Below are 4,079 nucleotides of genomic sequence, written 5' to 3'. Positions count from 1 at the left end.
CCAGCTCGGCGCGCCGCAACGCGCCTTCGCGCAGCGACATCGGAACGAGGGCGTGTGACAACACCCCGATCATCAGCGTTACAACGATGGAAAAGACGAAAACGGAGCGTGACAAGCGATAGGGCGAATATCCAGAGGCCTGCACCACAACCAGTTCGGATTCATTTGAGAGGCGGTTTGTGACGAACACGGCCGCCGCAAATCCGGCAATCGCAAGCACGCGCGACATCACCGAGGGCAGCGATAACAAGGTAAGGTAGAAAAACGCCCGCGCGGATTGCCCGTCTCCAAGCAACTTATCAAGGAGCGACACCGCCGAATTCACCCAGAACACCAGAATCAAAACGAGCGAAAAGAACCCGAACAGCATCAGCAACTGTTGAAAAAGGTATCTGTCGAATCGTCCCAAAGAGTGCCCCCCCGAGGACTACACGCAACTTGTTCCTAATATTAACGTCAACTGTGGCGCGCTGAAAGCGGGAAAGTGCTCTGGTCACGGTCGCGTGCGCCCGTTACCAATGACAAAAAGGCCGATATGCATACTGCACGCGCGGCCCGTCAGATTTTAGGAGTTGCCCCATGACATCACCCGCCAACTTGACCGTTATCGAACCTGATCTCGACGCAATTGCGACCAGCGAGGCGTTGGTTGCTGTTTTGATCGGTCCGGACGCCGTATTGGGACAAGCCGCGCGGCGCGTGAACCGTCTCACCAAAGGGGCGGTCAAACGCGTTGTCGACAGCGCAGGATTTGCCGCATTGGACGAAGGCGATGCGATGACGCTTGCGTTTCCGGTGGGCCTTACGAGCGAAACGCTTTTGATTGTGAAACTGGCGCGCAACACCTCATCCGATCTGGCACGCAAAGCGGGGGCCACAATCGGAGCGGCCATGGGCAAAAAGGGCGCGCTTATTCAAGTGACCAACCCCAAACGTGGCGGCGATATTGCCCTTGGCGCGTTGCTCAAAGCCTATAAATTCACCGATCATACCTCTGCTGGGCCCGCCAAAGACGTGCCACATGTCACGGTCGCTGTGAGCAAACCCGAGGAGGTCGATGCAGCGTCTGTCAGTGCCTTGGCCGAGGGGGTGTTTTTCACCCGCGATCTCGTCACCGAGCCTGCAAACATTCTGACCACAACCGAATTTGCCACCCGCCTCGAGGCGCTCACAGCCTTGGGTGTCGAGGTCGAAGTGCTCGATGAACCCGCGCTTGAGGCGCTTGGTATGCGCACGCTTTTGGCCGTGGGGCAGGGCTCGCGCAGCCCGTCCAAGGTCGTGGTGATGCAGTGGAACAAGGGCGTCAAAGGTGACGCGCCATTGGCCCTCGTGGGCAAAGGCGTGGTGTTTGACACAGGCGGCATTTCCATCAAACCGGCCGCTGGCATGGAAGATATGACCATGGACATGGGCGGCGCGGGCGTTGTGGCCGGGGTGATGAAATCCATCGCTTTGCGCGGCGTCAAGGCAAACGTTGTGGGCCTTGTCGGTTTGGTCGAAAACATGCCAGACGGCAATGCGATCCGCCCCGGCGATGTGATCAAATCGATGAAAGGCGACACGGTCGAAATCATCAACACGGACGCGGAGGGCCGCATGGTTCTGTGTGACGTCATGTGGTATACGCAAGAGCGCTTTGCTCCGCGCGGTATGATCGATCTGGCGACCCTCACGGGCGCGGTCATCATCGGATTGGGCCATGATAACGCAGGTGTGTTTTCCAACGATGACGCGTTTTGCAAATCCTTCCTTAAGGCCGCAGAGATCGAGGGTGAGGGCGCATGGCGCCTACCGCTTGGCGCGTCCTACGACAAGCAACTCAAATCCGATGTGGCCGACATGAAAAACGTGGGCGGGCGTCCCGCAGGGTCGATTACGGCGGCGCAGTATTTACAGCGCTTCGTCAAAGAGGGCACGCCGTGGATTCACCTCGATATCGCGGGCGTGGCCGAGGTCAAAGCTCCGACTGCAATGGCGCCAAAGGGGGCTACAGGGTGGGGCGTATTGGCGCTTAACCGCCTCATCGACGATCTTGTGGTGGAGTAAATCCAGATGGGAGCCGCCTATTTCTATCACCTCACGCGCAACCCGCTCGACGTGACTTTGGCCACCTTGGTGGAGAAGTCGCTCGGCGCGGGGTGGCGTGTCGAGGTGCGCGGGCGCGTGGATCAAACGCTTCAACGTCTCGACGCAAGCCTCTGGCAACGCGAAGGATTTTTGCCGCACGGCATTGCGGGCGGCGACCATGACGCGGATCAACCGGTGTTGTTGACGACCGGATCAGGGGCCAATGGCGCAAGTTGTGTGATGGCGATTGAGGGCGCGGATGTCACGGCCGCCGAGATTATCGCGGCGCAGCGTGTGTGCATCTTGTTCGACGGGCATGACGGGGCCGCAGTCGCACATGCGCGCACCCAGTGGAAGGCTCTCACAGATGCGGGATGCACCGCGCAATACTGGTCCGAGGACTCGGGTCGGTGGGAGAAAAAGGCAGACACAGACGATAAAAAGGACGGATAGGGTGTGCGTTAGCGGGTCAGGATCAACTTGTCGCGGCTGATCTCGATCTTTTCGAAACGCTGCAAATATTCCATCCCCAACAGTGATCCAAACAGCTCGCCGTCTGTCACATAGGCTTTGACGCGGTCGTCCTGAATGCCGCCGATTTCCATCGTGTCAATGCGCACTGGCGCGGTTCGTACCGTGCCATTGGCCGTTTGGGCCTGACCGACAAAGGCAAGATCATCGACATCGATACCCACGCGCGCGGCGTCATCGGCGGATAACACGACATTGGACGCGCCAGTATCGACCAGAAACTCAACGTCTGCGCCGTTCACGCTGGCGATGACGACATAATGCCCGCTGCGATCACGTGGGATCTCAACAACGCCATTGCCGTGGTTGATTTGGGCGGGCGCGAGGCGGGGTTTCACATCTGTCCAAAGCCCCACACCCGCAAGGATGCCGATAAAGATCAACGCCCAAAGCACGGCATGGCGCACCATTTGCCCCATCCGCTTGCGGTTGGAGATCAGATAGTAAAAGCCAACTGCGCCAAGCAGGAGCGACAAATACAATACGCGTGCGGTGTCATCACTGGTCATGTGCTATAGATAGGGGCGCGTGACGGGAATGTCAGTAGGACAAAGCGACCACATCGCGCACACCGTCGATCACAAATTGGACAGAGAGTGCGGCAAGCAGCATACCAAATATCCGCGTCACCACATTGATGCCTGTCGCACCGAGGACCTTTTCCATAAAGCCGGACACAACAAAGAACAGCAACACAATGGCGAGAACGGACACCAATACCAACTCAACAATAAGGGCGCCCACGAGACCGTTGCTTTGGTCTATGAGCAGAATCATTGATGTGATCGCACCGGGGCCGGCCAAGAGCGGTGTGGCCAATGGAAAGACGGAGGGGTCTTCGACAGGTTGATGTTCGGGGTGTTGCGCATGTTCTTCGCGCCGTTTGGTCCGTTTTTCAAACAACATTTCAAGGGCAGTCAAAAACAACAATATCCCCCCCGCAATGCGAAAGGCGGGCATGGAAATCCCTGCAAACGCAAGCACTTGGTCGCCTAAGACGCCAAATAGCGTCAAGATGCAAAAGGCGATAAACACCGCGCGAATAGCAATGGCGCGGCGGTGTTTGGCGTCAAGGCGCGGCGTCAAACCCACAAACAACGGCGCAAGGCCGATGGGGTCGATGATCACGAAGAGCGTCACAAAGGCGGTGATGATCTCGGTGTGGGTCATGGCGCATCCTCATCTTGTAATGTAAGAGGCCCGCACCCAAACATGAGCGCGAGCCGAACGCAATCTTTGTGACGTGTAACCTCGCGTGACGGAGAAACGCGCGCTTAGGCTTGTGCCTTTTCCAGTTTTTCGAGCGCGGTCATCCACATCTCTTCGGCACGCTCTTGTGCACCGCAAACTTCGGCGTATTTCTTTTGCCAAACCACAGCCGCTTCTTTGTCTTCATACAAAGCAGGATCGGCCAGTTTCACCTGAAGCTTTTTGGACATATCTTCCAATTTGCTCATCCGCTCTTCGCATTTCTTTGCATT

5 protein-coding genes and 1 pseudogene are annotated in these 4,079 nt (G+C 57.4%); 2 read left to right on the top strand and 4 right to left on the bottom strand.

The window, feature by feature from the left end; translation table 11 throughout:
• On the bottom strand, nucleotides 1-409 hold a 409-nt coding region (locus ACTG34_RS12875; RefSeq protein WP_439105288.1), incomplete at its 3' end, for an LptF/LptG family permease.
• 170 nt (nucleotides 410-579) lie between these two features.
• Here ACTG34_RS12875 and ACTG34_RS12870 point away from each other — a divergent pair.
• Together ACTG34_RS12870 and ACTG34_RS12865 are read left to right on the top strand one after the other, a co-directional pair.
• On the top strand, nucleotides 580-2,046 hold the full coding sequence (locus ACTG34_RS12870) for a leucyl aminopeptidase (protein ID WP_439105287.1): 1,467 nt from the start codon (nucleotides 580-582) through the stop codon (nucleotides 2,044-2,046).
• Nucleotides 2,047-2,052: 6 nt separating this feature from the next.
• On the top strand, nucleotides 2,053-2,520 hold the full coding sequence (locus tag ACTG34_RS12865; RefSeq protein ID WP_439105286.1) for a DNA polymerase III subunit chi: 468 nt from the start codon (nucleotides 2,053-2,055) through the stop codon (nucleotides 2,518-2,520).
• 8 nt (nucleotides 2,521-2,528) lie between these two features.
• Here the strand turns inward: ACTG34_RS12865 and ACTG34_RS12860 are convergent, their stop codons facing one another.
• The 3 genes and pseudogenes from ACTG34_RS12860 to ACTG34_RS12850 all read right to left on the bottom strand — a co-directional run.
• Complete coding sequence (locus tag ACTG34_RS12860) at nucleotides 2,529-3,107, bottom strand: retropepsin-like aspartic protease family protein (protein ID WP_439105285.1); 579 nt, start codon at nucleotides 3,105-3,107, stop codon at nucleotides 2,529-2,531.
• Between the two features lie 31 nt (nucleotides 3,108-3,138).
• Nucleotides 3,139-3,768 (bottom strand): MarC family protein, encoded by a 630-nt coding sequence (locus tag ACTG34_RS12855; protein ID WP_439105284.1) that lies wholly within the window; start codon nucleotides 3,766-3,768, stop codon nucleotides 3,139-3,141.
• 104 nt (nucleotides 3,769-3,872) lie between these two features.
• Nucleotides 3,873-4,079, bottom strand: a pseudogene (locus tag ACTG34_RS12850) (ABC transporter ATP-binding protein); the annotation flags it as partial.

It is taken from the genome of Celeribacter marinus (genome assembly GCF_965656515.1).
GTDB lineage: Bacteria > Pseudomonadota > Alphaproteobacteria > Rhodobacterales > Rhodobacteraceae > Celeribacter > Celeribacter marinus_D.
The sequence above is the reverse complement of the archived record's forward strand: the minus strand, read 5'-3'. Positions and strand labels throughout refer to the sequence as shown.